The organism is Microbacterium sp. AC026 (assembly GCF_979258475.1).
Genome location: NZ_OZ409857.1, coordinates 1434851 through 1460461, shown reverse-complemented (window position 1 = coordinate 1460461; position 25611 = coordinate 1434851). Strand labels below are relative to the sequence as shown.

24 protein-coding genes and 4 pseudogenes are annotated in these 25611 nt (G+C 69.3%); 19 read left to right on the top strand and 9 right to left on the bottom strand.

From position 1 onward, the window contains the following. Positions 1-82 precede the first annotated feature (82 nt). Positions 83-1864 carry an aspartate--tRNA ligase gene (aspS, locus tag ACZZ93_RS07345; protein WP_053098865.1) on the bottom strand — a complete coding sequence of 594 codons (1782 nt, stop codon included), beginning with the start codon at positions 1862-1864 and terminating at the stop codon, positions 83-85. A gap of 116 nt (positions 1865-1980) precedes the next feature. Between aspS and ACZZ93_RS07340 the strand changes: the two genes are divergently transcribed. Both ACZZ93_RS07340 and ACZZ93_RS07335 read left to right on the top strand, forming a co-directional pair. Then, positions 1981-2355, top strand: a complete 375-nt coding sequence (locus tag ACZZ93_RS07340) for a DUF5684 domain-containing protein (protein ID WP_053098866.1) — start codon at positions 1981-1983, stop codon at positions 2353-2355. A gap of 1 nt (position 2356) precedes the next feature. After that, positions 2357-2986: a histidine phosphatase family protein gene (locus ACZZ93_RS07335; RefSeq protein ID WP_187249997.1), complete on the top strand. Its 630-nt coding sequence runs from the start codon at positions 2357-2359 to the stop codon at positions 2984-2986. A gap of 29 nt (positions 2987-3015) precedes the next feature. On the opposite strand, the gene ACZZ93_RS07330 is transcribed toward ACZZ93_RS07335, so the two are convergent. Both ACZZ93_RS07330 and ACZZ93_RS07325 read right to left on the bottom strand, forming a co-directional pair. Next, entirely contained in the window at positions 3016-3675 is a 660-nt protein-coding gene (locus tag ACZZ93_RS07330; protein ID WP_463510773.1) for an NAD(P)/FAD-dependent oxidoreductase, read from the bottom strand. Further along, on the bottom strand, positions 3672-3914 hold the full coding sequence (locus ACZZ93_RS07325; protein WP_463510772.1) for an FAD-dependent oxidoreductase: 243 nt from the start codon (positions 3912-3914) through the stop codon (positions 3672-3674). The genes ACZZ93_RS07330 and ACZZ93_RS07325 overlap by 4 nt, the downstream gene beginning before the upstream one ends. 61 nt (positions 3915-3975) lie before the next feature. Between ACZZ93_RS07325 and ACZZ93_RS07320 the strand changes: the two genes are divergently transcribed. The 5 genes and pseudogenes from ACZZ93_RS07320 to ccsB all read left to right on the top strand — a co-directional run bounded on the left by ACZZ93_RS07320 (position 3976) and on the right by ccsB (position 8748). Further along, a complete protein-coding gene (locus ACZZ93_RS07320; protein WP_463510771.1) occupies positions 3976-4380 on the top strand; it encodes a MerR family transcriptional regulator in 405 nt (134 codons plus the stop codon). Positions 4381-4444: 64 nt separating this feature from the next. Beyond that, the gene (locus ACZZ93_RS07315) at positions 4445-5098 is read left to right on the top strand and encodes a TlpA family protein disulfide reductase (protein ID WP_082297998.1); all 654 of its coding nucleotides are present in this window, start codon (positions 4445-4447) and stop codon (positions 5096-5098) included. 16 nt (positions 5099-5114) lie between these two features. Continuing rightward, the gene (locus ACZZ93_RS07310; protein WP_053098870.1) at positions 5115-5894 is read left to right on the top strand and encodes a cytochrome c biogenesis CcdA family protein; all 780 of its coding nucleotides are present in this window, start codon (positions 5115-5117) and stop codon (positions 5892-5894) included. A gap of 28 nt (positions 5895-5922) precedes the next feature. After that, positions 5923-7670 (top strand): annotated as a pseudogene (gene resB / locus ACZZ93_RS07305) (cytochrome c biogenesis protein ResB); the annotation flags it as partial. 91 nt (positions 7671-7761) lie between these two features. Continuing rightward, positions 7762-8748 (top strand): c-type cytochrome biogenesis protein CcsB, encoded by a 987-nt coding sequence (ccsB, locus tag ACZZ93_RS07300; protein WP_463510770.1) that lies wholly within the window; start codon positions 7762-7764, stop codon positions 8746-8748. Between the two features lie 15 nt (positions 8749-8763). On the opposite strand, the gene ACZZ93_RS07295 is transcribed toward ccsB, so the two are convergent. From ACZZ93_RS07295 to ACZZ93_RS07280, 4 genes and pseudogenes are all read right to left on the bottom strand, one after another. After that, the gene (locus ACZZ93_RS07295) at positions 8764-9345 is read right to left on the bottom strand and encodes a 2'-5' RNA ligase family protein (protein ID WP_083569431.1); all 582 of its coding nucleotides are present in this window, start codon (positions 9343-9345) and stop codon (positions 8764-8766) included. A gap of 165 nt (positions 9346-9510) precedes the next feature. Then, on the bottom strand, positions 9511-9690 hold the full coding sequence (locus ACZZ93_RS07290; protein WP_463510769.1) for a hypothetical protein: 180 nt from the start codon (positions 9688-9690) through the stop codon (positions 9511-9513). Beyond that, positions 9636-11393, bottom strand: coding sequence for a YhgE/Pip domain-containing protein (locus ACZZ93_RS07285; RefSeq protein WP_463510768.1), 1758 nt, complete (start codon positions 11391-11393; stop codon positions 9636-9638). The genes ACZZ93_RS07290 and ACZZ93_RS07285 overlap by 55 nt, the downstream gene beginning before the upstream one ends. Then, positions 11390-14190: pseudogene (locus ACZZ93_RS07280) on the bottom strand (MMPL family transporter). Before ACZZ93_RS07280 ends, ACZZ93_RS07285 begins: the two are co-directional and overlap by 4 nt. 121 nt (positions 14191-14311) lie before the next feature. On the opposite strand from ACZZ93_RS07280, the gene ACZZ93_RS07275 reads away from it, so the two are divergent. Next, positions 14312-14935, top strand: coding sequence for a TetR/AcrR family transcriptional regulator (locus ACZZ93_RS07275; protein ID WP_053098875.1), 624 nt, complete (start codon positions 14312-14314; stop codon positions 14933-14935). 19 nt (positions 14936-14954) lie between these two features. Here the strand turns inward: ACZZ93_RS07275 and ACZZ93_RS07270 are convergent, their stop codons facing one another. Both ACZZ93_RS07270 and ACZZ93_RS07265 read right to left on the bottom strand, forming a co-directional pair. Then, the gene (locus tag ACZZ93_RS07270) at positions 14955-15932 is read right to left on the bottom strand and encodes an o-succinylbenzoate synthase (RefSeq protein WP_053098876.1); all 978 of its coding nucleotides are present in this window, start codon (positions 15930-15932) and stop codon (positions 14955-14957) included. Positions 15933-15990: 58 nt separating this feature from the next. Continuing rightward, positions 15991-17010: a GNAT family N-acetyltransferase gene (locus ACZZ93_RS07265; protein ID WP_463510767.1), complete on the bottom strand. Its 1020-nt coding sequence runs from the start codon at positions 17008-17010 to the stop codon at positions 15991-15993. A gap of 78 nt (positions 17011-17088) precedes the next feature. Between ACZZ93_RS07265 and ACZZ93_RS07260 the strand changes: the two genes are divergently transcribed. The 11 genes and pseudogenes from ACZZ93_RS07260 (at position 17089) to ACZZ93_RS07210 (ending at position 25575) form a co-directional block, all read left to right on the top strand. Continuing rightward, positions 17089-17421, top strand: a complete 333-nt coding sequence (locus ACZZ93_RS07260) for a PadR family transcriptional regulator (protein ID WP_082586537.1) — start codon at positions 17089-17091, stop codon at positions 17419-17421. Between the two features lies 1 nt (position 17422). Then, complete coding sequence (locus tag ACZZ93_RS07255) at positions 17423-18382, top strand: permease prefix domain 1-containing protein (RefSeq protein ID WP_463510766.1); 960 nt, start codon at positions 17423-17425, stop codon at positions 18380-18382. A 79-nt stretch (positions 18383-18461) separates the two neighbouring features. Continuing rightward, on the top strand, positions 18462-19373 hold the full coding sequence (locus ACZZ93_RS07250) for a 1,4-dihydroxy-2-naphthoyl-CoA synthase (RefSeq protein ID WP_053098880.1): 912 nt from the start codon (positions 18462-18464) through the stop codon (positions 19371-19373). A 16-nt stretch (positions 19374-19389) separates the two neighbouring features. Then, positions 19390-20548 (top strand): annotated as a pseudogene (locus tag ACZZ93_RS07245) (AMP-binding protein). A 42-nt stretch (positions 20549-20590) separates the two neighbouring features. Then, positions 20591-21382 (top strand): class I SAM-dependent methyltransferase, encoded by a 792-nt coding sequence (locus ACZZ93_RS07240; protein ID WP_463510765.1) that lies wholly within the window; start codon positions 20591-20593, stop codon positions 21380-21382. Positions 21383-21444: 62 nt separating this feature from the next. Then, positions 21445-22620, top strand: a complete 1176-nt coding sequence (locus ACZZ93_RS07235) for an ATP-binding protein (protein WP_285365038.1) — start codon at positions 21445-21447, stop codon at positions 22618-22620. Further along, positions 22617-23252 (top strand): response regulator, encoded by a 636-nt coding sequence (locus ACZZ93_RS07230; protein ID WP_053098884.1) that lies wholly within the window; start codon positions 22617-22619, stop codon positions 23250-23252. Before ACZZ93_RS07235 ends, ACZZ93_RS07230 begins: the two co-directional genes overlap by 4 nt. A 94-nt stretch (positions 23253-23346) precedes the next feature. Continuing rightward, positions 23347-23754 carry an ATP-binding cassette domain-containing protein gene (locus ACZZ93_RS07225; RefSeq protein ID WP_463510764.1) on the top strand — a complete coding sequence of 136 codons (408 nt, stop codon included), beginning with the start codon at positions 23347-23349 and terminating at the stop codon, positions 23752-23754. Positions 23755-23773: 19 nt separating this feature from the next. Beyond that, positions 23774-23824: pseudogene (locus tag ACZZ93_RS07220) on the top strand (hypothetical protein); the annotation flags it as partial. Positions 23825-23863: 39 nt separating this feature from the next. After that, on the top strand, positions 23864-24106 hold the full coding sequence (locus ACZZ93_RS07215) for a hypothetical protein (protein ID WP_463511778.1): 243 nt from the start codon (positions 23864-23866) through the stop codon (positions 24104-24106). Further along, complete coding sequence (locus ACZZ93_RS07210; protein WP_072590816.1) at positions 24103-25575, top strand: ABC transporter permease; 1473 nt, start codon at positions 24103-24105, stop codon at positions 25573-25575. Before ACZZ93_RS07215 ends, ACZZ93_RS07210 begins: the two co-directional genes overlap by 4 nt. The last annotated feature ends 36 nt before the right edge of the window (positions 25576-25611 follow it).

Sequence of the window (25611 nt, the reverse complement as noted above, 5' to 3'; positions counted from 1 at the left end):
GTCCGGGATCCGGCCTGGCGCATACGCAGAGACCCCGCTCCGCTGAGCGGAACGGGGTCTCGGTGCGACGGGCGATGTGGCGTCAGGCCTCGTCGTCCTCGGGCTCGAAGTCGACGCCGGCCTCGGCGCGCTGCTCGGCCGTGATCGGTGCCGGAGCGGCTGTCAGCGGGTCGAACCCGTTGCCCGACTTCGGGAAGGCGATGACGTCGCGGATCGACTCGGTCTTCGACAGGTGCTGCAGCACGCGGTCCATGCCGAGGGCGATTCCACCGTGCGGCGGGGCGCCGAACTTGAAAGCGTCCAGCAGGAAGCCGAACTGCTCCTGCGCGACCTCGTCGCTGATGCCCATGACCTCGAACACGCGCTTCTGCACGTCTTCGCGGTGGATGCGGATCGATCCGCCGCCGAGCTCGGAGCCGTTGCACACGATGTCGTATGCATAGGCGAGAGCCGAACCGGGGTCGGTGTCGAACGTGTCCTGGAACTCCGGCTTCGGCCCCGTGAACGCGTGGTGCACGGCCGTCCAGGCTCCGGCGCCGACGGCGACGTCACCCGACGCCACGGCATCCGCTGCCGGCTCGAACATCGGAGCGTCGACGACCCACGTGAACGCGAACTCGTCGGGGTTCAGGAAGCCGAGACGACGTCCGATCTCGACGCGGGCGGCGCCGAGCAGTGCACGGCTCTCCTTCGTCGATCCGGCGGCGAAGAACACGCAGTCACCCGCGGATGCGCCGACGAACTCGGCGAGGCCCGCCTGCTCCGCCTCGGACAGGTTCTTGGCGGCGGGGCCGCCGAGCGAGCCGTCCTCGTTGAAGAGGACGTACGCGAGGCCACGCGCACCGCGCTGCTTGGCCCAGTCCTGCCACGCGTCGAGCTGCTTGCGGGGCTGGCTCGCACCGCCGGGCATGACGACCGCGCCGACGTACTCGGCCTGGAACACCCGGAACGGGGTCTCGGCGAAGTACTCGGTCGCCTCGACCAGCTCGAGTCCGAAGCGCAGGTCGGGCTTGTCGGAGCCGTACTTGGCCATCGCCTCGGCGTAGGTCATGCGGGGCAGCGGGGTCTGCACGTCGACGCCGATGGTCTTCCACATCGCGACGATGAGCGACTCCATCAGCGTGATGACGTCTTCCTGGTCGACGAAGCTCATCTCGATGTCGAGCTGCGTGAACTCCGGCTGGCGGTCGGCGCGGAAGTCCTCGTCGCGGTAGCAGCGGGCGATCTGGTAGTACTTCTCGACGCCGCCGACCATGAGCAGCTGCTTGAACAGCTGCGGCGACTGCGGCAGGGCGTACCAGCTGCCCGGGTGCAGACGGGCGGGCACGACGAAGTCGCGGGCGCCCTCGGGCGTCGAGCGCGTGAGGGTCGGCGTCTCGACCTCGGTGAAGTCCTCGCCGTGCAGCACATCGCGGACGGCCTTGTAGACGTTCGAGCGCAGACGCAGAGCGGATGCCGCGGCGGGGCGACGCAGGTCGAGATAGCGGTACTTGAGGCGCGCCTCCTCGCCGACCGTCTCGGTGTCGGCGACGGCGGTCGACACCTGGAACGGCAGCGGAGCGGACTCGTTCAGCACCTCGACGTCGGTCGCGATGAGCTCGATCTCGCCGGTGGGCAGGTTGGGGTTCGCGTTGCCCTCGGGGCGACGCGAGACCTCGCCGGTGACCTTGAGGACGAACTCGTTGCGCAGCGGGTGCGCGATCTCCTCATCGCGGATGACGACCTGCGCGATGCCGGACGCATCCCGAAGATCGATGAACGCGACTCCTCCGTGATCACGACGGCGATCGACCCAACCCGAGAGGGTGACGGTCTGACCGATATGCTCGGCTCGCAGTGAGCCTGCCGAGTGGGTGCGAAGCACGGAGGATTCCTCCTGATCTGGGAAATGATGAACCCGCCCATTCTATGTGGGCGGGTGTCGCCTCCTCTGCCCGCGGCATATCGGTCAGTAGGATCGCCACGACAGAAAGGGTCACCATGGACTCCAACGGCATCTCCGACCTGTACGCGTCGATCTTCTCCGGCACGACCGGACTCATCGTGCTCGTCTTCTACGTCCTCGTCGCGGTCGGTCTGTGGAAGGTGTTCACCAAGGCGGGGTACCCCGGCATCCTCGCCGTCATCCCGATCGTGAACGTGGTGTTCCTCGTGAAGATCGCCGGGATGTCCGGCTGGCTCGCACTGCTCTATCTCATCCCCATCGTCGGCTTCGTCTTCGGGATCATCGTGGCGGTGCGACTCGGCGAGCGGTTCGGCAAGGGCGGGCTCTTCTCCTTCTTCCTGCTCTTCGTCTTCCCCTATATCGGGTATCTCATCCTCGGCTTCGGCGACTCCCGCTACAGCAGGGCGTGACGTGGTGGCATCGCGACTGCACCTCGTCCGCCACGGCGAGGTGCACAACCCGAAGCGCGTGCTCTACGGTCGGCTCCCCGACTATCACCTGAGCAGGGCGGGACGGAAGATGGCTCGAGCCGCCGCCGATCACATCGCCGGGCTCGATCGTCCGGTCGCGGGGCTCTACTCCTCTCCGCTCGAGCGGGCGCAGGAGTCTGCTGAGCCGTTCGCCGAGCGCTTCGGCCTCTCGCCCGAGATCGACATCCGCCTGATCGAGCCGACCAACGTGTTCGAGGGCACGCAGATGCGCCGCTCGCTTCTGAACCCGCTCAAGTGGTGGCACCTGCGGCAGCCGTCGCTGCCCAGCTGGGGTGAGCCCTACGCGTCGATCGCCGAGCGGATGCTGGGCATGATGGCCGAGGCGTGGCGGTCGGTCGACGACGGCGATCTGGTGATGGTGTCCCATCAGGCGCCGATCTGGATCACCCACCTCCGGGTGGCGGGTCTGCCCCTGCAGCACGACCCGCGCACCCGGCGCTGCGCACTGTCGAGCGTCACCTCGTTCGAGCTGGTGGGCGACGTGTGGCGTGAGGTCGATTACGCCGAACCTGCGGCGACCGGCGGTGCGGTGGACGTGGGAGCAGTCTGACCCTCGCCTCGGTCTCCCTTCCGCTGCGGTCAGTGCGCCATCAGCGACTGGATGACGCCGACCGCCGCCATCTGACCGGCAGCGGACGCGAGCAGCACCGATGCTATGGGTCCGGGAAGCGACGCCCGGTGCGCGAGGTCGCCCGCCGCGAAGACCCCGGGCTGCGATGTGCGCCCGAAGTCGTCGATCTCGATCGAGCCGGAGGGCAGCAGTTCCAGGCCGAGCTGATCGGCGAACGGCGCACGGTGGCGCAGTGAACCGGATGCCACGAACACGCCGGCCACGGTGTGCGCGGTCGACGCGGTGGTGATGCGCACATCAGCCGCCTCCGGCGCGACGGCGGCCACCGGTTCCGCACTGACCCGAACGCCCAGGCCTTCGAGAGTCCGCGTCTCGTCGGCCGAGAACGGCTGCTCGACGGGGAACACCGTGACGTCGCCGACGATGCGCCCGAGCAGCCCGATCAGGTGATCGGCGCGAGGAGCGGGCCCGAGGATGCCGATCGAGCGACCGGCGTGCTCGTGACCGTCGCAGAACGGGCAGCTGAAGGCCTTCGTGCCCCAGAGGTCCTGAAGTCCGGGGATGTCGGGGAGATCGTCGGCGACGCCGGTCGCGAGGATGACATGTCGGGTCTCGACCGTCTCGCCGTCGGCGAGTCGTACGACGAAGCCGCCGTCTGAGCCGGTCACCGTCTGTGCTCCGACGTCGCGGAGCTCGACATCCGGGTACTCGGCGAGCTGCGCTCGCGCCGTCGCGCGGAACTCCGTCGGGGAGTCCCGTCGTTCGCGACGACGTTGTGCATGTGCAGCACGGTGCCGTTGCGGTATTCGCCCGAATCCAGAAGCAGCGTGGGGCGGTGCATCCGCCCGAGGGTCAATGCCGCCTGGAGGCCGGCGGGGCCTGCGCCGATCACGATCGCGTCATACATGTGGGGTCCTTCCGAGGGGTGCTCGCTTGCGTTCGTCCTCAGTCTGTGACTTCATGTCAACATGAAGTCAAGCATCGAGAGTCCGTGGTCCGTGGGAGAGCTCGCCGAACGCTTCGAGCTGCCCACGAACGTGCTCAGGCACTGGGAGTCGGTCGGCCTGCTGCGCCCCGCGCGGGACACCGCAGGGAGGCGCCGCTACGGCCAGGACGACGTCGTGCGGATCGCTGTCATCCAGCGCAGCAAGGCAGCCGGGATGACCCTCGATCAGATCGCCGTGCTCCTCGACGACGGCAGTGCGGGGCGTCACGAGGTGCTGCAGCGGCACCTCGACGATCTCGATCGGCGCATGGAGGACATGCGCCGATCGCGGGAGATGACCGAGCACGCGATGGGATGCCGGTCGCACGACATCGCCACCTGCCCGCGCTTCCGGGCCAGCGTGGAGGACGTCCTCGCGCGTCTCTGACGGCGGGCGAGCACCCCCGGGGCATCCGGCCCATGCATAGGAACCCCCGCGTAAACTGGGAATCGTGCCACTCGCCTCGACGGTTCGTCCGATCCGCAGCGGCCGCTCCTCCCGCATCCGGCCATCTCGCCGCGCGGTCGGGGCCGCGCTCGCCGCGGTGCTCGCCATCGGTCTGAGCGCCTGCGCTCCCGATCCCGTGAACGACTCGTTCCTCAGCGGTGACAACCCGGGCTATGTCGCGGCAGACGGAGCGATCGTCGAGATTCCGGTCGCCGAACGCGGCGAACCCGTCACCGATTTCGGCGGACTCACTGAGGACGGCGAGGACTTCTCCAGCTCTGACCTCGCGGGCAAGGTCACGGTCGTCAACTTCTGGTACGCCGGATGCGCCCCGTGCCGCCTCGAGGCGGAAGACCTCGAGAGCGTCTGGCAGGAGCATGGCGGCGACGACGTCGCCTTCCTGGGCATCAACACGCGCGATCAGGCCGACACCGCGAAGGCGTTCTCCGCCGAGTTCGGTGTGACCTACCCGAGCCTCATCGACGTCGACACGGCCGAGGCGAAGCTCGCCTTCGCGTCGTCGGTGCCGATCCAGGCGACCCCCACCACTCTCGTGCTCGACAAGCAGGGTCGCGTGGCCGCCCGCATCATCGGGCCCATCGACGGCACCTCGATCCTCTCGACGCTCGTCAAGGACGCGCTCGCGGAGGACTCGTGAGTCTCCCGGGAGCGGCGTGAACCCCGAAGTCATCATCGGATCGGGAGCCCTCTGGCTTGCGATCCCCGTCGCGCTGCTCGCGGGCCTCGTGTCGTTCCTGTCGCCGTGCGTGCTGCCCCTGGTGCCGGGCTACCTCGGATTCCTCGGGGGAGCGGTCGCCCCCCGCCGCGTCCCGAACCCGACGGACGGCTCGGCGGTGTCGACGGTCGAGGCCCCCGCTCGCGGCCGACTCGTCGTGGGCGTGCTGCTCTTCATCCTCGGCTTCAGCCTCGTGTTCGTGTCCCTCACCGCGCTCGGCGGGCTCGCCAACGTCTTCCTGCTGCAGTGGGGCGAGCTGATCACTCGCATCCTCGGCGGCGTGATCATCCTGATGGGCCTCGTGTTCCTCGGTCTGTTCGGGTTCGCCCAGCGCGAGCTGCGATTCCATGTCGACTCGAAGGCCGGCCTGATCGGCGCACCGCTGCTCGGCATCGCCCTCGGCATCGGATGGGCGCCGTGCCTCGGACCCACGCTCACCGCGATCTTCGCCCTCTCGTTCAACGCCGGCGACCCGGTGCGGGCGGGCCTGCTCGGGCTGGCGTACTCGCTCGGCCTCGGCATCCCGTTCCTGCTGGTCGCGCTCGGCTTCGGATGGGCGACGAAGGCGATCGGATTCCTGCGCCGGCACATCCGCGTCGTGAACGTGATCGGCGGCGTGCTGCTCATCCTCCTCGGGCTGCTGATGGTCACGGGGCTCTGGACGGACATCATGTCCCGACTGACGGCGGTGATGAGCAGTGTCGACCTCCCGATCTGATCAGAAGAAGACGCATCGGAAGGATGACGTGAGCAGCACAACCGTGAGGTCGAGCGATCCGCTCCGGCCGTCCGACCACGTCGACGGCGAAGAGTCGATCACCCAGCCCCGCCTCGGATTCGTGGGCTGGCTGCGCTGGGGATGGCGTCAGCTGACCTCGATGCGCACTGCGTTGATCCTGCTGCTCGTGCTCGCGATCGCGGCGATCCCCGGCTCGATCTTCCCCCAGCGGATGGCCGACCCCAACGGCGTCACGCAGTGGGAGCGCGACAACCCCGATCTCTTCCCCGTGCTCGACGGGCTGAAGATGTTCGACGTCTACCTCTCGCCGTGGTTCTCGGCGATCTACCTGCTGCTGTTCGCCTCGCTGGTCGGCTGTGTGATCCCGCGCATCCGCCACCATGCGAAGGCCCTGCGGGCACGCCCCCGCGCACCCCTGCACGTCTGAAGCGCCTCGCCGACTTCCGCGCGGTCGAGCGCACCTCGATGGATGCTCCGGCAGAGGCCGCCGCATCGATCGACATCGCGCAGAAGCAGCTCAAAGCCCTGGGCTACCGGGTCGAGCGGTACGACGACAAACGATCGTCGTCGGTCTCGGCCGAGCGCGGCTACTGGCGTGAGTCGGGCAACCTGCTCTTCCACCTCGCTCTCGTCGGCGTCCTGATCACGGTGGGCGTCGGGGGAGGGTTCGCGTACACCGGACAGCGCGTCCTGGTCGAGGGCGAGACGTTCGCGAACACCCTGCTCGACTACGACTCGATGAACCGCGGCCGCTTCGTGAGCGACGGAGCACTCGCGCCCTACTCGATGCGTCTCGACAGCTTCGACGTCACGTACCAGCCGTTCGGCGAGCCGGGCTCGGGCCAGGCAGGCGACTTCTCGGCCAACGTCACCGTGCAGGAGAACGGCGAGGAGCGCACCGGATCGGTCAAGGTCAACGAGCCCCTCGGCGTCGCCGACGACAACGTCTTCCTGCTCGGCAACGGCTACGCGCCGACGATCACCGTGCGCAACCCCGATGGGGACGTGGTGTTCACGAACAGCACGCCGTTCCTGCCGCAGGACAACAACATGACCTCGCTGGGCGTCATCAAGATCCCCGACGGCCTCAGCGAGCAGGTCGGCCTCGTCGGCTTCTTCTACCCGACGACGGGGGTGCTCGACACCGGCGCGTTCTTCTCGGGATTCGGCGACCTCACCAACCCGACCCTCACGCTCGACGTCTACACCGGCGACCTGGGCATCAACGAGGGCATCCCGCGGTCGGTCTACGTGCTCGACACCACCGGTATGACCAAGGTCACCGGGCGCACGACGGACCTCGAATCGATCGAGCTGGCACCCGGACAGACCGCCGACCTGCCGAACGGCTTGGGAACCGTGACCTTCGAGGACGAGTCCCCGGCGGGTGCGACAGACGCGTCGCAATCGGTCAAGCGCTTCGCCTCGTTGCAGATCCACCGCGACGCGTCTGGCCCCTGGGTGCTCGGCTTCGCGCTTCTCGCGCTCGGCGGTCTGATGCTCGCCCTGTTCATCCCGCGACGCCGGGTGTGGGTCAAGGCGACGGCACAGGACGGCACCGTCGCTCTCGAGTACGCCGGTCTCGCTCGCGGCGAGGACCCGACGCTCGCGACGGCCGTCGACGACCTCGTGGCAGGCCATGCGCGTCTGATGGACGCGGCCGGAGTCACGACGGCGGTCGAGGTCGAGGAGCCCGACACCGACACCGACGCCTCAGAGGCTGAAGACCCTGAGGCTGACGGCTCCGACGCCGATGACTCCGACCAGGCGGCGACGGCACCCGAGACGCCCGCCGACCGCGACTCCGCGCGCCCCGCATCCGACACCCCGAAAGTAGACTGACACCATGTTCGATCTCGAAGTGATCTCGCCGATCCTGCTGTGGACGGCGATCGCGATCTATGCGGCGGCCTTCGTGGCCTACGCCTTCGACCTCGCCCGTCGGTCGCAGCTGTCCGCGGACGCGGCGACCGTGCAGGAGTTCGAACTCGTCGGAGCCGGAACCCGCTCGCGCGGCGGCAAGGCGGCGACGGCTGCCGCGGCATCCGGCTCCGAGGCCGCGCCTCAGCGCTTCGTGATGGCCCGCATCGGGACCTCGCTGACAGTGCTCGCGTTCATCTTCCATCTCGCCGCCACGCTCACCCGTGGTCTCGCGGCCGGGCGAGTGCCGTGGGCCAACCTCTACGAATTCGCGATGATGGGAACGCTGCTGATCGTCGCCGTGTTCCTGGTGGTGCTGACGCGCATCGATCTGCGCTTCCTCGGCACGTTCATCACCGGTCTGGTCGTCGTGCTGCTGGGTCTCTCCGCCACGAACTTCTACGTCGACGTCTCGCCCCTGATGGACCCGCTGAAGAGCGTGTGGCTGGTGATCCACGTCTTCGTGGCCTCGCTCGGCACCGCGTTCTTCGCTCTGGCCTTCGCCCTCTCGGTGATCCAGCTGATGCAGTCGCGTCGCGAGCGCCTCATCTCCGAGGGCGCGGAGAAGACCGGCCCCGGATTCCTGCGCACGTTCCCCGGGTCCGAGCGGCTCGAGAGCATGGCCTACCGCTTCACGATCATCGGCTTCATCCTCTGGACGTTCACGCTGATCGCCGGCTCCATCTGGGCCTACTACGCCTGGAGCCGCTTCTGGGGCTTCGACGTCAAGGAGACCTGGACCTTCGTCATCTGGGTTCTCTACGCCGGGTACATCCACGCTCGCGCGACGCGCGGCTGGCGCGGCAACCCCTCGGCGTGGCTGGCGATCGTCGGCTTCTCGGCCGTGCTCTTCAACTTCACGATCGTCAACGTCTTCTTCAAGGGTCTGCACGCATACTCGGGCCTCAGCTGAGCGCCCGAGCGCGGCTCATCTGAACGAGCGCAGTCCGAAGGGGATGACCTCGGAGTGCTCGGCTCCGTCTTCGTACCAGACGAGCTCGACTTCGCTGATGGTCTCGGCGGGGCGCGAGCTGAGCGAGCGCCGCGACTTGTGCGACAGCTCCGTCCACGCCGCGGGCGCGAGCGTCTTCGCATAGATCACCGACAGGTGGAACGTCCAGTCGTCCGTGCTGCGCTCGTCGAGACGGCGGAAGTCCGTTCCCTCGAGCGCTTCGCTGAGTGTGGAGTACGCCGACACGATGGATGCGGTGCGCCGCAGCCGCAGGATGACGACCTGCCAGGGTGCGGGGAACACGTCGACGGCCTCGGCGACGACCTCGATCGGACGCTGCGCCACCGCCCACTCGCGGATCAGCGCGAGCAGCTCTTCGCGGCGCTCGGGCTCATGGAACGCGCGCAGGGTGACGTGCTCGGTGTGCGGGTGCGGAGCATCCATCCGGCCGAGCGCCGACCTCTGCTCGGCCCGGTACACGTCCGACACGGCCCGCGTGGGCCGCAGCACGAGATACTGCTGTCCCTCGAGTGATTCGAGCTGGGCGGGAGAGGTCATGAAGGGGCGACGCATCCTCTGATCGTACGTGCGCGGGCACACGTCCGAATACCGTTCGATCGCGAGCGGGCACGGATTCGGAGCGGATACAGGACGCGCCGCGCATCGTGATCGATGCGCGGCGCGTCCTGCGTCGTGGTCCGAAGCGGTGCTCGGCGAGGTGGTTCACGCCGTCGCGAGGGCCGCCTTCACGGAGGTGGTGCGCCGCAGCGCCACCGCGACGGTGGTCGCGACGAGCGACAGCACGCCCCAGACGATGAGGGCTGCGGCTGCGCCTCCGTTCGCGGTGATCAGCCCGGCGAACGCGGGGAGGTCGGCAGCGATGCGCCGAGATCCACCAGCCATCCCGGCACGGTCGAGATCAGACCGGTCGCGATCGCGAGCACGCCGACGAGCGCGCTGACCCAGCGGCCGACGCCGCCGAAGACCGCGACGAGCGCCTGGTTCACGGCCGCGAAGGCGACCCCGGCGAGCACGGCGATTCCTGCGAAGGCCCACCAGGCCGCGGCGTCGTATCCGGCGACGATCTGCACGATGAGCGACACCAGCAGACCCTGGGCTGCACCGATGGCGGCAGCCGGGGCGAAGGCGCGCAGGGCGAGTCCGGCCGACGAGCGCCGGGAGGTCAGGGTGCGCGCGGTGTAGGCCCGCATGACCAGGAACGAGGCGAGAGACCCGAACCACAGCACCACGGCGGCGAGCAGCGGAATCGCGGTCGGGCCGAAGATCGTGGCGCCGTCGGTGCCCTTGGACGCCACCGGATCGGCGATCACCGACGCGAGCGAGGTCGACTCGGAGTCGCTGAACGAGGGGAGCGAATCGGATGCGGTGCGCAGGCCGCTCGCGAGATCGCCGGTTCCCGTGGCGAGGGTGTCGAGGCCGGTCGCGAGCTCGTCGGCACCGGTCGCGAGCTCGGTCGCTCCGTCCGACAGCTGGGATGCGCCCGTCGCCAGTGCTCGTGCACCGCTCGCCGATTCGTCGAGACCCTGCGACGCCAACTGGTTCAGACCGTCCGCGAGACCCGTCGCCCCCGCACCCGCCTCGCCGAGCTGGGCCGCGAGCGTGGCGGGCAGCGTGGCCAGCTGCTGGACCCCGGCGTCCGTCTGCGTGGCACCGGCCGAGAGCGCGGCGATCTGATCGCAGTACTCCTGAGGGAACCCGCTGGGCACGCAGTTTTCCGCGAGCTGCTGCAGGCCTGTCGCCAGCTGCGCTGACCCGGCGGCGAGCTGCTGGGCGCCACCGGCCTGATTCTGCAGCTCCGTCGCGCCTGCGGTCAGCCCGGTGCCGATCTGGCTCGCGCCGTTCGCGGCCTCGCGGGTCTTCGACGCGAGTGTGTCGAGCCCGGATGCCAAGGAGGATGCGCCGTTTCCGAGCTCCGTGGCACCGGAGGCGAGCTGAGTCGCGCCGTCGGGGATCGCCGCGGCTCCCGTGGCCGCATCCCGCGCGCCGGTGGCGAGTTCGGCGGCGCCGTCCGCGGCCTCGCCGATCTGGTCTCCGATCGTGGTGAAGCCGACGAGGATGTTCTCCGTCGTCGCCTCCGACAGCAGTGTGCCCATGCTCGAGGCCGCCACGTTCGCGATCTGACTCGTGATCAGGTCATCGGCGACGAGCCCGTCCTCCGGGGTGGTGACCTGGATCGTGGCCTGCTCCGCGTCGCCGCCGCCGTTCGAGATCGCCTGCCCCGCCGAGGTCGCTGCGGCCGAGAAGTCCTCGGGGATCGTGATGACGGCCTGATACGAGCCGTCGGCGAGACCGTCGGCGGCGTCGTCCTCGTTCGAGATCACCCAGGTGAGGTTGGAATCGAGCTCGTCCGACCCTTCGACGAGCCCCGAGGCGAGCTGTCGACCGAGCGGAGTGAGCTGCCCGTCGATCTCGACGGGCTCGTCGAGGTTGACGATCGCCGCGGTCATCGACTCGAGACGCTCGGTGGGATTCTGCAGGGCAGCGACCAGGATGCCGCCCACTGCCGCGGGAAGCAGCAGGACGCCGAGGATCGTCAGCCACGTGATGGGCTTGCGCGAACGGGCGCGTTCGATGGGGAGGGTCATGCGTTCACCTCGGTCGATTCGGTGGTGCCGTCGACGATGCGGGGCACCGGGGACTCGGATTGCGACTGTGCGGCTGGCGCGTCGATGTCGATCGTGTCAGCCGATGAACGGCCGGCATCGGCCAGGATCTCCAGGGCCGCCTGGGGATCGAGCGCGGTGAGCAGCATCGCCGTCGTGCTGCGGGAGTCGCGCAGTCGCGCCGCGAGCTGATCGCGTTCGGGGCGGGAGAGCCGGTCGGCTCCGTCGATCACCACGAGAGCCGGCCGTCCGCGCAGTGCCTCGGCGAGGTCGGCCGACAGGCTCGCGGCATCCACGGCCATGACCGCTCCGACATGCGCCCGCACCCACGCGGATCGACCGGGCAGAAGATGGCCTGCGACCCGGAGGCGGCCGTCGTCCGCAGTCGCCCGCCCGGCGATCGTCAGAGCGAGCGCGCGCAATGCGCCGGCTGACGATCCGGTGAGCACGGCGGAGGCCCCGGGTGCGAGGCGCAGGTGGAGGCCGTCGATGCCGGCATCCGTCATCGTGAGGTCGTCGGCGGCGACGATCGAGTCGTCGCCCGGCCAGCCCGCCAGGTGACGCTCGCGTTCGACCGCCTCTCCTTCGATGTCGACGCTCGGGAGGATCCGCTCCAGCCAGGCCGGGATCTCCCACGCGCGCTCCCCGAGGATGGCCATGAGTGCAGGGATCAGCGTCATCCTCACCAGGAACGCGTCGATCGCGATGCCGGCCGCGAGGCCCAGCGCGATCGGCTTGAGCGACGAGTCGCCTTCGGGGACGAACGCCACGAAGACGGCGAACATGATGAGGCCGGCAGCGGTGACGACCTTCGCCGATCCCGTGAAGCCGCTGCGCACGGCACGCAGTGCCGCGGCTCGGCGAGTCGCGCGATCGGGGCTCCTGCCGTCGGGATCGTGCACGAAGTCCTCGCGCATCCGAGACACCAGGAACACCTGGTAATCCATCGCGAGCCCGAACAGCACACCCATCAGGATGATCGGCATGAAGCTGATGATCGGACCGACCTTCGCGACATGGAGGGCGTCGGCGAACCAGCCCCACTCGAACACGGCTCCCACGATGCCGAACGCGGCGACGATCGAGAGCAGATAGCCGGCGGCTGCCGTGACCGGCACCCAGAGTGAGCGGAACACGATCGTGAGCAGGATCAGGGACAGGCCGATGACGAAGATGCCGAACGGGAGAAGGGCGTTGCCCAGCTGGTCGGAGATGTCGATGCCCACCGCGGTGAACCCGGTCACCTTCAGGTCGATGCCGAACTCGTCGAGCCACTCGTCGTGGTGCGAGCGCAGCTCGCGCACGAGATCGGCCGTCGCGGGGTCATCGGGTGCGGTCTCGGGGATGATCTGCACGATGCCGGTGTCTGCGGTCTCGTTCGGGGTGGCGAGGGCGACCTCCTTGACCCCGTCGATCTGGGCGACCTCGTCGCCGAGGTCCTCCATCAGCGTCAGCGGATCGGTCGACGTGACGATCGTGCCCGTCAGGATCAGCGGTCCGTTGAACCCGGGACCGAACTGCTCGCCGACCAGGTCGTAGCTCTGCCGCGCTTCGGAGTCCTGCGGCAGCACGCCCGCGTTGGGCAGCGCGAGATTCAGGCTGAGGGCGGGCACGGCGATGATGCCGAGCCCGAGCACGACGGCCAGGGATACGAGGATCGGACGCCGGGTGACGCCGGTCACCCAGCGCTCGCTGAAGCGACGGCGCTGCGCGGGGGCTGCCTTGCCCTTCTTCGCCTTCGGAGCCCGGCGCGGTCGACCGGCGACGCGGCCCTTCATGAAGCCGAGCAGAGCGGGGGTGAGCGTCACGGCGATGGCGACGGCGACCGCGACGGCGGCGGAGGCCGCGATGCCCATCGTCGTCAGGAACGGGATGCCCGCGAACCCGAGTCCGATCAGGGCGATCAGCACGGTCACGCCCGCGAACACCACCGCCGAGCCTGCCGTGCCCACAGCCCGCGCTGTCGACTCCTCGGGGTCGACTCCCTCGCGGACCTGATCCTGGTGCCTGGCCATGATGAACAGTGCGTAGTCGATTCCGACGGCGAGCCCGAGCATCAGGGCGAGGAGGGAGTGGTCGACGAGACCGTGGCGAAGGCGGTGGCGGCGAAGATGCCGGCCATCGAGATGCCCACACCGAGCACTGCCGTGAGCAGCGGGAGTCCTGCGACGACGAACGAGCGGAACGTGACGATCAGCACCAGCAGCGCGATCAGCAGACCCACGGCCTCGGTGAGCGTGACGCCGGGGATGGAGGTGGCGAAGAGCTCTCCGCCGAGGGAGGTCTGTGATCCGTCCGGCAGCTCGTCGGCGAGTTCGGCCACGACGGCTCGCAGGTCATCCTGCGTCTCCTCCGAGACATCGCTGGCCTGGCCGTCGAACTGCAGGCGGATGATACCGGCCGTCTCGTCGTCGTTGATCATGCCGCTGACCATCTCGTCGAACGGGGAGGTCGCCGAGAGCACCGAGTCGTCGAGGTCGGCGAGCAGGTCGACGGCATCCTCGATGTCGGTCTTATATGCGTCATCCGTGATCGAGTCGCCGTCGGCGGCGACCACGATGATCTGCGCGCTGGTGCCGCTGACCGCGGGGAACGAGCGGTTGAGCTGCTCGAGGCCGGCCTGGGACTCGGTGCCCGGGATCGAGAAGGAGTTGTCCGTGCCAGCCCCGAGGACGAGGGCGCCGGCCCCCGCGATGCCGAGGGCGAGCAGCCAGGAGACGAGAACGCGCCACGGGTGCCGGTAGGACCAGCGACCGAGCGAGGACAGGAGTGTGGACACGAGGCTCCTCAGGGAATACGGGCTGGATACACAGGTGTATCCAATACATACCTGTATCGTAAGGTGGTCCGAGCCCCGGAGTCTGTGTGCGGGGTGTGAGAATGAGAGGCAGGAGGATTCGATGACGACACCCGCCACCCGCAGCCGGGAGAACACGCGAGCCCGGCTCCTCGATGCGGCCGCGCAGGTCTTCGCCGAGGTAGGCCTCGACGGCGCCTCCGTCGAAGCGGTCTGCGATCGCGCCGGGTTCACCCGCGGCGCGTTCTATTCGAATTTCGAGTCGAAGGACGAGCTCTTCCTCGTGCTCGCCGGCAGCGTCGGCGAGCAGCGCGTCAATGCGGTGCGTGACCGCGTCGACGAGATCGCCGCCGAGGGCGGTCTGTCAGAGGGATGCGACCCGGTCGAGCTCGTCCAGCGGATCATGGACGCGGGCGGCGATGACCGCCTGGGCGTCATGCTGATGAGCGAGATCCGGATCCGTGCTCTGCGTGACCATCAGTTCGGCGCTGCCTACCTCGTGCAGGAGCGCGAGATGGTGTCGAGCATCGCCGTGATCATCACGGACATCGTCTCGGTGAGCTCGCTCGAGCTGAAGGTTCCCGCCGAAGAGGCCGCGCGCATGCTCATGATCATCTGGGAGGGCATGACCGTTCGCGGAGCGATGGCCGGTCAGGACTCCGACCAGCTGCGGCATTCCAGCGGCGAGGAGCTCGGGCGGCTCGTGCAGCTGCTGCTCGCGGAGTGACCTCGCAGACGAACGGCGCTCAGCGCGCGTCGAGCACGGCGTAGCACCGCGCGAGGCGATCGAGCCACCAGTCCCGTCGGTCGTCCGAGGCGGCGAGCCGCGCCAAAGCATCGGGATCCGGGGTGACCCGAGCTGCCGGGATCGAGCCGTCCACCGGGCGCAGGTCGGCGACATCGTCGAGGAACAGGGATGCCGTGCCGAGCCCGCAGTCGTAGTCGAGAGTCGGCAGGGCGGCGGCGAGCGCCGCACCCTGGGAGAGTCCGATCGCGGTGTCGAGCGCGCTGGAGACCACGACGGGCAGGCCCGCGGCGGTGATGATCTGCAGCGCATGCGTGATGCCCCCGAGCGGCTGCGCCTTGATGACGAGCAGGTCGGCGGCCTTCTCGCGCGCGACCGCGAGCGGGTCGGAGGACTTGCGGATGCTCTCGTCGGCGGCCACCGGAATGCCCATGTACTTCACCCGGGTGCGCAGTTCGGCGAGCTCCGGCACTGTCGCGCACGGCTGCTCGACGTACTCGAGATCGAACTCGTTGAGCGCATGCACGGCGTGCTCGGCCTCGTCGACGTTCCACAGGCCGTTGGCATCGACGCGGATGCGACCCTCCGGCCCCATGGCCTCGCGCACGGCCCGCACACGGGCGATGTCGTCTGCGAGCGTCTGCCCGGGTTCCGCGACCTTGACCTTGGCGGTGCGGCAGCCGGCGAAGCGGGCCAGCACTTCGGCGACCTGCGCCGCCTCGACAGCCGGGATGGTGGCGTTCACGCCGATGCGCTCGCGGAGAGGTTCGGGCTGCGTCCTCCAGGCGAAGTCGATCGCCGCCGCGAGCCAGGTGGCCGACTCGAGATCGTCGTACTCGACGAACGGAGAGAATTCCGCCCATCCCTCCGGCCCTTCGACGAGCAGCGCCTCTCTCTTGTCGACCCCGCGGAAGCGGGTGTGCATCGGAAGCGAGACGACCCTGGCCGAGCCGAGCAGATCTGCGAGCGGTGGGAGCATGTGCTTATTCTGCTCTGTCGACGCCTTGTCGGGGATCCGCCGTGCCGACGGGTCCGCCTCAGCGCAGGCGCTTCTGCAGTTCGCCCATCCGCTCGCTGGGGCGGAACCCGAGCGCGGTGTTGACGGCGAGCATGTGCGCGTTCGACTCGGCGTTGTAGGTGTAGACGGCGCGGGTCTGCGGCGCCTCCCTCTGCAGCAGCCGGAGATTGGCTGCCTTGACCGCGATGCCGAGCCGGTGCCCCCGGTCCGCGGTGCGCACGAGCGTGCCCCACTGATAGGCGTTGCCGTCGTCGGTCGACACGACGAGCTGCGAATACGCCGCGGCCTCGCCGTCGGCCGCGAGGGCGATGGCCCCGAATGACACGCGCCTCTGGCGGTCGAGCAGTTCCTCGCTCTCGCGGATGCTGTCGACATCGGGTCTCTGGGGTTCGATGGCGAGTTCGCCGGTCGGGGCTTCGGTCTCGAGCGCGGCGTCGAGGATCGTCCAGCGTTCCACGACCTCGTCGGGGATGCGGCCGACCCAGCTGCGGATCTCGTACGGAGCGATCGCCGATGCGATGTCGCCCTCGATCCGGTCGAGCAGTGCGGGGTCGACCGGGAGGTCGAGCCTGCTCTGTACGTCGCCGAGGGCCAGGCTGTAGCCGCGGGCGCGTGCGAACTCACGCCCCGGCGATCCGGCGCCCTCCGAACCGAGTGCGTGGCGCCACGATGTCGCCCCCTGCGCGATCGTCCGACCGGACGCCGTGACCTCCGCCTCGAGGAACGCGAGGGCCTCGGAGCCGATGCCGCGCCGTCGGTGCTCGGGCGGCACGCTGATCGCGAGATGGGCGACGTGGGTGTTGTCCTTCAGGGGGAGCGCGAGGCTCGCGGAGCCGACGATCCGGTCGGCGTGGCGCAGCAGATAGGCGCGTCGGTCGACGACGGCCGACTCCTGCTGCAGCTCGCTGCGCGACTCCTCGAGCGACCACACGACGGCATCCGCGCCGCGATCCGCGCGTTCGGCGGTGGCGTACGCATCCCACCATGCATCGACGGACCGGTCATCGGTCGCGTCGATGCAGAGGATCTCGATCGCCATGCGACCACCGTACGCGCCTTGTCCCTCACATAAATGTGTGATTGACAATGGTGTGTGACGCACAGTAATGTGACGGACATGAACGAGACCCTCGACACGCATCTGCAGGAACTGCGCCGCGGCACCGTGGTGCTGGCGTGCCTGCAGCTGCTGCGCACGGCGGGGTACGGCTACGGGCTGCTCGAAGACCTCGAGCGCCGCGGCTTCGCCACCGATGCGAACACGCTGTACCCGCTGCTTCGGCGTCTCGAGAAGCAGGAGTACCTGACGAGCGAGTGGAACACCGACGAGGCGCGGCCCCGCAAGTTCTACCGCACATCGGAAGCCGGCATCCGGCTCGCCGACACCCTGACCGAAGAATGGCGATCGCTCACGACGGCGATCGCGACCCTCACAGCTGAGGAGAACTGACATGCCCTCGACGGCCACGCTCACCGAGCGATACATCAGCGCCACGATCCGCAGCCTCACACCCGATGTGCAGGACGACGTCCGCGCCGAGCTCGAAGGATCCATCGCCGACGCGATCGACGCGAGACTCGAACAGGGGGACGACCCGGCCGAGGCCGAACGGGCGGTCCTCACAGAGCTGGGCGACCCCGGCGTCCTCGCCGCCGGCTACGCCGACCGGCCGCTGCACCTGATCGGACCCCGGTACTACCTCGTGTGGTGGCGGCTGCTCAAGCTGCTGCTCATCATCGTGCCGGTGTGCGCGATGGGCGGTGTCGCGATCGCGCAGGCGATCGAGCGCGCACCCATCGGAACGATGATCGCCGCCGCCGTCACGGTCGGCATCTCGGTCATCGTGCACGTCTGCTTCTGGGTGACCCTGGTCTTCTTCATCCTCGAGCGCACCGGAGCGGACACCGGGGTGAAGTGGGACGTCGACCAGCTGCCCGAGCCGACCCAGAACGGAGCCGGCAGGGCGGATGCGATCGCGTCGCTCGTGTTCCTCGTGCTGGGGGTGGGCGCGGTCTTCTGGGACGCATTCATCGGCTTCTTCCCGACGGAAGGAGATCCCATCGCGATCCTGAACCCGGGTCTGTGGCCCTGGGGGATCACGTTCTTCCTCGGGCTCTTCGTCGCCGAGGCGCTGCTGACGGTGGTGGTCTACGCTCGGCGCCGCTGGACGATCGGTGCCGCTGTGGTCAACACCCTGCTCGCGGCGGTGTTCGCCGTCTGGTCGCTGACGCTGCTGGTGCAGGGCGAGCTGCTCAACCCCGAGTTCCTCCGCTTCGTCTTCACCGACAACGGCGTGACCGATGAGACGATGCGCATCCTGACCGTGATCACCGGGTTCGCCCTCATCGCGTTCCCGATCTGGGACATCGTCGACGGCTGGATCAAGACCGCTCGCGCTCGCCGCGGCTGATCACCGCACGCAGACGGCGTCGCCTCTTCGGGGCGACGCCGTCTCCGTGTGCAACCCGGGCGGGAATAGGCTGGATGCTGTGACCAGCGCATTCGTCTCAGACCTGTTCGACCCGGACGAATGGGTGCTCGCGCCCGGTGCCGAGGACTACACCGACATCACCGCCCACGTGAGCACGGACGGCGGAGTCGCGCGCATCGCGTTCAACCGCCCCGAGGTGCGCAACGCCTTCCGCCCGCACACGGTCGACGAGCTCTACCGGGCACTCGACGACGCACGGCAGAACCCCCGCATCGGCGCGGTCCTCCTCACCGGCAACGGACCGAGTCCGAAGGACGGCGGGTGGGCGTTCTGCTCGGGCGGCGACCAGCGCATCCGCGGCCGCGACGGATACAAGTACTCCGATGACGAGACGACCGTGCACGATCCGGCTCGCGCCGGTCGCCTGCACATCCTCGAGGTCCAGCGCCTCATCCGCTTCATGCCGAAGGTCGTCATCGCCGTCGTGCCGGGCTGGGCGGCCGGCGGAGGGCACTCGCTGCACGTGGTGTGCGACCTCACGATCGCCTCCGCCGAGGAGGCGCGGTTCAAGCAGACCGACGCCGATGTCGGCAGCTTCGACGCGGGGTACGGATCGGCGTACATGGCGAGGCAGACCGGGCAGAAGTTCGCGCGCGAGGTGTTCTTCCTCGCCGAGGAGTACTCGGCGCAGCGGGCGTACGAGGCCGGGGCGGTCAACCGGGTCGTGCCCCATGCCGACCTCGAGCGCGAGGCGCTGAAGATGGCGCGCACCGTGCTCACCAAGTCGCCCACGGCGATCCGCATGCTGAAGTTCGCCTTCAACGCGGTGGACGACGGGCTCGTGGGGCAGCAGGTGTTCGCGGGCGAGGCCACGCGTCTCGCCTACGGCACCGATGAAGCGGTCGAGGGCCGCGACTCGTTCCTCGAGAAGCGGGACGCCGACTGGACCTCGTTCCCCTGGCACTACTGAGCGGATCGAGACGCACATGGTCGCGCTGACGCCGACGGATGCCGAGGATCCGGCCGAACTGCGGGCCGCTCTGGCGCGCGCGCTCGACGGCGGGCCGGCGCTCGGATTCGGGATGCTCGGAGACGCCCCGAAATGGGTGCCGGACGGCACGGCCGTCGTGATCGCCACCTCGGGCTCCAGCGGGGTCCCCAAGCGGGTCGCGTTGAGCGGCGAGGCGCTGCGGGCGAGTGCCGAGGCGACGGCGTCGAGAGTGGGCGGCGGGCGCTGGCTGCTCGCCCTGCCCGCCGGATACGTGGCCGGACTCCAGGTCATCGTGCGGTCTCTGATGGCAGGCACGCTCCCTGTCGCGCTGAGCGGTCGGTTCTCGCCCGATTCGTTCGCCGACGCGACGCTGTCGATGCTCCGCCCGCTGCCGGGCGGTTCCGCCGGCATCCCCGAGCTGTACACCTCGCTCGTCCCCGCGCAGCTGTCGACGCTTCTCGATGCGGCTGACGACCGACCTGTGCGTGCGGCCCTTCAGGCGTACCGGGCGATCCTCGTGGGTGGCCAGGCGCTGCCGGAACCGCTGCGCGACCGCGCCGCCGATCTCGGCATCCGACTCGTCCGCACCTATGGCTCTACCGAGACGAGCGGGGGATGCGTCTACGACGGCGTCCCTCGACACCGTCGCCGTGCGCACGGTCGACGGAGAGTTGCGCATCGCCGGTCCGATGCTCGCTGACGGCTATCTCGGCGACGGGGAGCTCACGGCGAAGAACTTCTCGCGCGACGAGCACGGCATCCGCTGGTATCACACCGGCGATCTCGGGCTCTACGACGACGGCGTCGTGCGGGTGCACGGTCGTGCCGACAACGTGATCGTCTCCGGCGGCATCAACATCTCGCTCGATCGGGTCGAGCGGTTGGTGCGCGGCGTTCCGGGTCTCACCGATGCCGTCGTGGTCGGCGTGCCGGACGAGCGATGGGGCGAGGCCTCGGTCATCGTCGCCCCGAGAGGCGAGGCGCTGCGGCGCAGCGAGGCCGAGCAGCTCGCGCACGCGAGGGATCTCGTCGCCGCCGAGCTCGGCAGGCACGCGAGACCGGCTCGGCTGATCATGGTCGACGAACTGGCCGTGCTGGCCTCAGGGAAGCCGGACCGCGAGTCGATCAGGCGGGCCGTCGCCGAACTGCACTGAGGGCGGATTTCAGCGGCGAGAAGAGCACTGACAGACTGAGCCATGGCCACCTACACCCACGGGCATCACGAGACCGTCCTCCGCTCGCACAGCAGTCGCGACATCTCCAACTCGGCGGAGTACCTCCGCCCGCACCTGACAGAGACCACCCGGCTTCTCGATGTCGGAGCGGGGCCAGGCACCATCACGATCGACTTCGCCGGCACCGTCGCCCATGTCACGGCGACCGAGATCGATGAGAACGCACTCTCGCTGTCGCGCGATCTCGCATCGCGCAGGGGACTGGACAACCTCGACTTCGCGGTCGAGGACGTGCATGCGCTCTCCTTCGCCGACGACAGCTTCGACGTCGTGCATGCGCACCAGGTGCTGCAGCACGTCGGCGACCCCGTGCAGGCGCTCCGGGAGATGCGTCGGGTGACGGCGCCGGGTGGTGTCGTGGGGGTGCGCGACGCCGACTACGCGGGCTTCCTCTGGTTCCCGATCCTGCCCGAGCTCGATCGATGGCTCGACCTCTATCGTCGCGCGGCCCGAGCGAACGGCGGCGAGCCCGATGCCGGGCGTCGACTGCTCGCCTGGGCGCGGGCCGCCGGATTCGACGACATCACGGCGACGTCCTCCACGTGGACATACGCGACCCCAGAGGACCGCGCATGGTGGGGCGGCATGTGGGCCGATCGCATCCTCGAGTCCGCGCTCGCCCGGCAGCTGGTCGACGGCGAGATGGCGACGCGGGGCGACCTGCAGGAGATCAGCGACGCATGGAAGCGCTGGGCCGACGACGGCGACGGCTGGTACCTCGTGCCGCACGGCGAGATCATCGCCCGCGCCTGACCGGACCGCGGATACATCTGCAGGCGGATGCGAGGCGGATGCCGTGCCGCGTAGCGTGGGGAGTGATCCGCCCGCTCTCCCGTACGGCGCTCGTGCTCGACATCGTCGGGGCGGCGCTGCTCTTCGTCATCCTCACGCCGTTCTCCGTCGTCTTCTACGGCCCGGGGGCGGTCGGCGAGGGGATCAGCGGTGCGGCGGTCGCGGCGATCGTCACCGCGGGCATCCTGATGTTCGGCGGAGTCGCGATCGGCAGGCTCGCCCCCGGACTCGCGCTCGCCGTGGCCTGGGCGGGCGCGATCGTGCAGATGCTGTCCGGATTCGGTCCGCTGCCGATCGATGTGGCGATCCTCCTGGTGCTCTACGCGACCGCCGCCTGGGGGTCCCGCGCGGTGCTGTGGTGGGGTTTCGGCTCGGCGCTGCTCGGTGCTCTGGTCTCGGCGGTCTACCTGGTCGTCGTCACGGGCGTCACCTCCGGCGCCAGCGGGTGGGATCAGCTGACGACCGGCACGCTGCTCCTGGTCGTCTCGGTGCTCGCGCTCGGATTCGCGTGGGTCTGCGGTCTGCTGTGGCGGGTGGTGCTGCGCGCGCGGAGCACCCGTTCGGCGCAGCTGAAGGCGGAGTCGCTCGCGGCGGAGGAGCAGGAGCGTGTGCGGATCGCCCGCGACATGCACGACATCGTCGCGCACTCGCTGGCCGTGGTGATCGCGCAGGCCGACGGCGCCAGGTATGCGGCCGCCGCGAAGCCCGAGATGGCCACCGAGGCCCTCGGGACCATCGCCCAGACCGCTCGCAGCGCCCTGAGCGACGTGCGTCTGCTGCTCACGCAGCTGCGCCACCGACAGGGGGACGGTCCCCAGCCGACGCTCGCAGACCTCGAGTCGCTGTTCGCGCAGGTGCGTCAGGCGGGAGTCGAGCCCCGGATCACCGTCGATCCGATGCCGCCGGGGGAGCCGCCGGGAGCCATCCAGCTCGCGGTGTACCGGATCCTCCAGGAGGCGCTCACGAACGCCATCCGTCACGGCGACGGCGCGGTCGACGTGCACCTCGCGTGGCTTCCCGACCGTGTCGACATCCAGGTGCGCAACACCGTGGGACGGGATCAGCCGCAGATCGGCGGCGGTCACGGGGTGATCGGCATGCGTGAACGGGCGCAGCTCGTCGGCGGTAGCCTTCAGGCGGAGCGCCAGGGAGCGCAGTTCGTCGTCCGCGCCTCGCTCCCGATCGGAGAAGTCGCATGATCAGGGTCGTCCTCGTCGATGATCAGGCGCTGTTCCGCGCCGGAGTCCGCATGCTGCTCGCCTCGCAGCCCGACCTCGACGTCGTCGGAGAAGCGGGCGATGGCCGCGAAGCCGTCGCTCTCGTGCACGCGACTCGACCGGACGTGGTGCTGATGGACATCAGGATGCCGGTCATGGACGGGCTCGCTGCGACCGCCGAGATCCTCGCTCAGCCCGACCCGCCGCGCATCGTCATGCTCACGACCTTCGACCTCGACGAGGCCGCCGCTCGCGCGATCCGTCAGGGGGCGAGCGGATTCCTCCTGAAGGACGCCGACCCCGAGTTCCTCCTCGCCGCGATCCGCACCGTCCACGCGGGCTCGAGCGTCATCGCCGCGTCGGCGACCCGCGAGCTGTTCGAGCACTTCGCCGAGGAGCCGAAGCCGGTGCCGGTGCAGTTCTCCGCGCTGACCGAGCGTGAGCGCGAGATCTTCGCGCTCGCCGCCCGGGGGCTCTCGAACTCCGAGATCGCCGCTCGCGAATATCTCAGCGAGGCGACCGTCAAGACCCACATCAGCCGCATCCTGACGAAGCTCACCCTCCGCGACCGGGTGCAGCTGGTGGTCTTCGCGTTCGAGCACGGACTCGCCTGACCTGATTCCTGTCCGCGGGATCATCCTTGCGATGTAGGCGGATGCGCCGTCAGGCCGACGCGGCGGAGCAGCCGGCGTCCGTAGCGTCGAAGGCATGGAGATCACGACCACCGACCTCGGGCTCGCAGCCCGCGTCCAGCACCTCAAGAAGACCTACGGCGCCGGCGAGGGCACCGTCCACGCGCTGGACGACGTCAGCGTCGGCATCCGCCGCGGACAGTTCACCGCCATCATGGGACCGTCCGGTTCGGGCAAGTCCACGCTCATGCACATCATGGCCGGCCTCGACACCCCGACGCAGGGAGGAGCTGGATCGGCGACACCGAGATCACGGAGCTCGGAGACCTCGATCTCACGATCCTGCGCCGCCGCCGGGTCGGCTTCATCTTCCAGGCGTTCAACCTCGTGCCGACGCTCACCGCCCTCGGCAACATCATGCTGCCGTTCGAACTCGACGGGCGGCGACCCAGCGCGATCGAGAAGGCGCGCATCGATGGACTGATCCAGACGCTCGGGCTCGGATCCCGTCTGCAGCACCGACCGCATCAGCTCTCGGGGGCCAGCAGCAGCGCGTCGCCATCGCCCGTGCGCTCGCCACGGCGCCCGATCTCGTGTTCGCCGACGAGCCCACGGGCAATCTCGATTCCCGCACGGGGCGCGAGGTGCTGCAGCTGCTGGCCACCGCGAGCCGCGAGCACGGACAGTCCATCGCCATGGTCACCCACGACGCGATCGCGGCGAGCCATGCCGACCGGGTGCTGTTCCTCGGAGACGGCCGGATCGTCGCCGACCACCCGCGCCAGACCGCCGAGGAGATCTCGGCCTACATGCTCGCCGCCGAGGTCGCGGCATGAGCGCCGTCATCGAGTCTCCGACTCTCGCCGTCGTACCGCAGACGTCCGCGACCGGTCCGCGCCTCGCCTGGCTGCGCGACCGGGGCATGGGCGCCAGCATCCTGGTCGCAGCGCTCTCGGCCGCCTTCGGAGTGGTGCTGGTCGAGACCACGGCCTACCTCGGAGCCGTGCTGCAGGCCGACCCCTTCATCGGCGACAGCGAGACGCTCGCGTTCATCGTGGGACTGCTCTCGGTGCTGCTCACGGGCGTCGCGATGTACGTCGCCGCGATCGTCACCGCGAACACGTTCTCGACGATCATCGCCGGGCGCACGCGTCAGATCGCCCTGATGCGGCTCATCGGCGCGACCGCGAGGTCCCAGCGGGCCGTGGTCGGCCGGCAGGGCTTCGCGGTGGGCGTCATCGGCGCGGCACTCGGGCTTCTCGCCGGCCTCGTGATCGCCGCGGTCGGCGTGCAGATCGGTTCCGGACTGATCGAGAACGTGCCGCAGGGGTTCTCTCTCGCCCAGCCGTTCATCGCCTTGCCGGTCGTCGGCGTCGCGCTCACGACCTGGGCGGCGGCATGGGTGGGCTCCAGACGCGTCCTCGCCGTCACGCCGCTGCAGGCGATCGGCGGGTCGGTCGAGCGCACTCACGAAGAGCTGTCCCGCCCCGGGCGGCACATCGGCGCATGGATCCTGCTGGCTTCCGGCACCGTGCTGCTGGCGGCAGGGGTCGTCGTCGGCCTCGTGCACCCGCTCGGGGTGGTCGTCGCCTTCGTCGGCGGACTGCTCTCCTTCACCGGACTCGCGCTCGGATCGGTGCTGTTCATGCCTCCCGTGCTGCGTCTGGTCGGGCGGATGTTCGGATCGAGTGCCACGGCACGGCTCGCGGCCGAGAATGCCCTCCGCTATCCCGAGCGCTCGTCGCGCATGGCGATCGGCGTCGTGATGGGGGTCACACTGGTCACGATGTTCGCGGTCGCGCTCGAATCGGTCAAGCAGATGCTGATCGGTCAGGTCGAGGGTGAGACGCCTGCGGAGTTCTTCACCCCGTTCGACGCCTTCGCATCGGTGATGATGGTGCTCGTGGCGGTGTCGGCGGTGATCGCCGCGGTCGGTCTCGTCAACCTTCTGACGATCGGCGTCGTGCAGCGTCGTCGCGAGCTCGGACTCCTCCGGTCCATCGGCCTGTCCAATGGGCAGGTGCGCCGCATGGTGCTGCTCGAGGCGGCGCACATCACGGTGGCCGCCACGCTGACCGGGTTGATCCTGGGCATCGCCTACGGATGGATCGCGGCGCAGTCGCTGCTCGGCTCCGTGCCGACCCTGCCCGACTTCGAGGCCGCCGGGCTCGTCGCACCGCACGTGCCCTGGCTGCCCGTGGTCATCATCGTCGCGGCGACCGCTGTGCTGACCCTGGTGGCTGCCGCGACGCCGACCCGCCTCGCCACCCGCGTGGCGCCCGTCGACGCACTGGCCGCCGACTGACGACGACGCCTGAGGATGCCCCGATGACCGAATCGG

Coding starts and splice junctions, on each gene's coding strand:
- ACZZ93_RS07275 (WP_053098875.1), top strand. CDS start 14,312: ATGACGACACCCGCCACCCGCAGCCGGGAGAACACGCGAGCCCGGCTC.
- ACZZ93_RS07240 (WP_463510765.1), top strand. CDS start 20,591: ATGGCCACCTACACCCACGGGCATCACGAGACCGTCCTCCGCTCGCAC.
- ACZZ93_RS07285 (WP_463510768.1), bottom strand. CDS start 11,393: ATGACCCTCCCCATCGAACGCGCCCGTTCGCGCAAGCCCATCACGTGG.
- ACZZ93_RS07260 (WP_082586537.1), top strand. CDS start 17,089: ATGAACGAGACCCTCGACACGCATCTGCAGGAACTGCGCCGCGGCACC.
- ACZZ93_RS07320 (WP_463510771.1), top strand. CDS start 3,976: ATGAAGTCAAGCATCGAGAGTCCGTGGTCCGTGGGAGAGCTCGCCGAA.
- ACZZ93_RS07325 (WP_463510772.1), bottom strand. CDS start 3,914: ATGTATGACGCGATCGTGATCGGCGCAGGCCCCGCCGGCCTCCAGGCG.
- ACZZ93_RS07290 (WP_463510769.1), bottom strand. CDS start 9,690: ATGGCTGGTGGATCTCGGCGCATCGCTGCCGACCTCCCCGCGTTCGCC.
- ACZZ93_RS07270 (WP_053098876.1), bottom strand. CDS start 15,932: ATGCTCCCACCGCTCGCAGATCTGCTCGGCTCGGCCAGGGTCGTCTCG.
- ACZZ93_RS07210 (WP_072590816.1), top strand. CDS start 24,103: ATGAGCGCCGTCATCGAGTCTCCGACTCTCGCCGTCGTACCGCAGACG.
- ACZZ93_RS07295 (WP_083569431.1), bottom strand. CDS start 9,345: ATGACCTCTCCCGCCCAGCTCGAATCACTCGAGGGACAGCAGTATCTC.
- ACZZ93_RS07225 (WP_463510764.1), top strand. CDS start 23,347: ATGGAGATCACGACCACCGACCTCGGGCTCGCAGCCCGCGTCCAGCAC.
- ACZZ93_RS07230 (WP_053098884.1), top strand. CDS start 22,617: ATGATCAGGGTCGTCCTCGTCGATGATCAGGCGCTGTTCCGCGCCGGA.
- ACZZ93_RS07265 (WP_463510767.1), bottom strand. CDS start 17,010: ATGGCGATCGAGATCCTCTGCATCGACGCGACCGATGACCGGTCCGTC.
- ccsB (WP_463510770.1), top strand. CDS start 7,762: ATGTTCGATCTCGAAGTGATCTCGCCGATCCTGCTGTGGACGGCGATC.
- ACZZ93_RS07340 (WP_053098866.1), top strand. CDS start 1,981: ATGGACTCCAACGGCATCTCCGACCTGTACGCGTCGATCTTCTCCGGC.
- ACZZ93_RS07255 (WP_463510766.1), top strand. CDS start 17,423: ATGCCCTCGACGGCCACGCTCACCGAGCGATACATCAGCGCCACGATC.